We start from the raw sequence: 2,972 nt of genomic DNA, 5'->3' as shown, positions 1-2,972 counted from the left end.
CAGTTGTGGATGCAGGTGACGGCTGCCGCCTCGCTGCTGGCCGCGGCGTTCTTCGTCCTGCACAGCGGTCTGTCACTTGAGGTCAGCTATGCCGTGATGACATGCGTCGGTACGGCCCTGGGTGTGATTGATCTGCTGCTGTTTCGGAAGGTTTTCGAACCTCCCGTGAAGCAGGTTCCCTCACCCCGGCTCTGGTCGGTGCTGGCCGAACCGTTCCGCAATTGTGAATTTCGCCGCTACATCGGCTTCATGTGCTTCTGGAACTTCGCCGCCATGGCGGGTGCCCCCTTCATCAGCCTTTACCTGCTGGCAGAAATCGGCATGGACCTGTTCCATGTGCTGATGCTCTGGACGATCTCGTGGATTGGGGGAGCAATGCTTTCCCGAACCATGGGGCGATGGGCCGATCTGCACGGATCACAGCCGGTACTCGTGATGTGTGTCGCCCTCAAATCGAGCAACATGCTGGCGTTACTCCTTGTTCCGCGTTCTCCGACCATCGCCTTCTGGGTGCTGACGCCGTGCTTCATGCTCGACGCGGTGCTGAATGCGGGAATTCTGATCGCGAACAATGGATTCATGATCAAAAATTCGCCCACCGAAAACCGCACGATGTACATCGCGGCGACCACGGCGATTGCCGGAATGGTCGGCGGGATCACCTCGATCCTGGCAGGGTGGATGATGCAGGTGCTCACGGGATTCCACGTGGAGATCCTGGGTTTCTCGATCGAGAATTTCCAGATCATGTTCCTGGCCAGCATCGTACTCCGTTGGGTGGCTTTCTACCTGACACGCTACGTCTCTGAGCCGAGTGCCCGCCATACGTGGGATGTCGTTACGGAAATCGCCAACGGAATCCACGAGCAGTTTTCCAGAAGATTGTCCGAGACCCTGCCAACGGCCCAGACGGCGATCAAGCCCATGGTCATCGCGCATCCGGCACTCGCAACGTCCGCGTTGCCCGAACGGGATGTCGCGACGACTTCGCTGCCGCACCGCCGGGTTCCCGCCCCTCAGCGAGCCCGCAGCCCGAGAAAACGGCAATCGCTCCCGTCTTAGAAAGCGTTCGTGGAATTCGTCCCTGGTGGCAGTCACACAAGCGGGGATCATCCCTTGTGTGAGAAGCTCGCTCAGGCGGAGTACCTCAAGGCCCAAGGTCGAGAAGCTTTGCTTCCTCTCGACCACGTGCTTTTTTGCGACAGAGCCCTGCGACAGAGCCGATCGCTCGGCAGCGTGAGAAAAGTCACGGTATGTGGTGGGAACACCTACCGCCCCGATTCGCCGGGGATTGATTCGTTTTCTGGCAAACAGGCCATCGACGGCACAGGTCCGATGCCGATGAGGACCTGTCGATTGAGTGTCCGATTGTGTACTCTGGTACCCCTCGCTTGTTTCGCCTTGCCCACAGTTCCATTGGGGAATCAGAGGGCGGGCAACGTCAGATGATACGCGACTCGACTCCCTATCAGGACGGCCTACCGTGGAATATCGCACGCTTGGAAACACCGGTCTCAAACTGTCAGCTCTCAGTTTCGGTGCATCGTCGCTGGGAGCCGAGTTTCGCCCGGTCGAGATCAGCGAGGCGATTGCGTCTGTCCCCGCGGCGCTGGATGTCGGAATCAACTTTATCGATACGTCGCCGTTCTACGGGCGAGGAATGTCCGAGGTGTTGCTCGGTCCAGCCCTGAAAGGAATTCCGCGGGACCGATACATCCTCGGCACCAAACTGGGGCGCTACGACAAGGCTCATTTCGACTTTTCGGCTCGCCGCGTCATGGAAAGCGTGGACATCAGCCTGCACCGGATGGGCGTCGATTACCTGGATATCTGCCTGTGCCATGATATCGAATTCGTGGAGATGCAGCAGATTATTGACGAGACTCTTCCCGCGCTGCTCAAGATCAAGCAGCAAGGCAAAGTCCGGTTTATCGGGGTGTCGGGATATCCCATGAAGATCTTCAAATTCATCCTCGACCAGACCAATCTCGACGTCGTGCTCTCGTACAACCACTACACCTTGCAGAACACCATGTTTGGGGATCTGGTTCCGTATCTGAAATCGAAGCATGTGGGGATCATGAACGCGGCCCCGTTTTCGGCACGCCTGTTGACGAATGATCCGCTACCCGCCTGGCACAAGGCGACCCCGGGAGTTCGGCGAATCGCGAAAGCCGCAGCAGATCACTGCGCCAGTCGCGGAACCGACATCGCTAAACTGGCACTGCAATTCTCACTCGCTAATCCCGATATGACGACCTGCGTCACCGGCTCGGCACGTCCCGAGCGAATTCGGGAGTGGGCACGTTGGGCGGACGAACCGATCGATCTCACACTGCTCGCAGAAGTTCAGGCCATTCTCAAACCGATTCATAACTGGTTCTACATCGAAGGGCGGCCGGAAAATAACGACCCTCAGCCTGGCGCCGGGCATGCTTCGCACTCGTGTGGTTGAATCAAGGGAGTTGAATCCCGCGACAGAACGGCGAAACGCGCCAACGATTCATCGCGCCCCGGCGTAGAACTGATTCCGCTGCATTTTGGAGCCCGGTCGGCAGAATTTGCTGTTCGGCCGGGTAACTACCTGATCTCTCACAGTTCCGTTCGCTTCGTCGATGGGTTTCACTCAAAAGGCCGGACAGAGTGAGCCGAGATCACTTCACCAATTCGATGACGCCGCTGGCGGCCGACTCGCGGTGTCGGGAACATCAAGATTGGCCGACGTGATATTCGGGAAATGCGACTAATTCCGATAAACAGCGTTTGGCGGTGTGATATCCGTGGGGAAAGGTCCTTTTATTTGGGCAAAAGACCACTGGATCGGCACTTGGTTACTTAAAACAATGGTAGGCGGATTGACCCCGCCTCTGAGATTTGTGATGATCTTGTCCCGTTCAGGAGGCAACTTCGAGACGCGGCAGCATCCTTAAGCTGCACGCAGAAATCTCTTCTCACGATCCTTTACGGACAAA

At 57.4% G+C, this 2,972-nt stretch carries 2 protein-coding genes; both read left to right on the top strand.

The window, feature by feature from the left end; all coding sequences use genetic code 11:
- Positions 1-1,062: MFS transporter (locus VGE80_RS19390; RefSeq protein ID WP_440593805.1), on the top strand; the 1,062-nt coding region annotated here is incomplete at its 5' end.
- Between the two features lie 421 nt (positions 1,063-1,483).
- On the top strand, positions 1,484-2,455 hold the full coding sequence (locus tag VGE80_RS19385; RefSeq protein WP_440593804.1) for an aldo/keto reductase: 972 nt from the start codon (positions 1,484-1,486) through the stop codon (positions 2,453-2,455).
- Positions 2,456-2,972 lie beyond the last annotated feature (517 nt).

Source organism: Schlesneria sp., assembly GCF_036405755.1.
Lineage (GTDB): Bacteria > Planctomycetota > Planctomycetia > Planctomycetales > Planctomycetaceae > Schlesneria > Schlesneria sphaerica.
The sequence above is the reverse complement of the archived record's forward strand: the minus strand, read 5'-3'. Positions and strand labels throughout refer to the sequence as shown.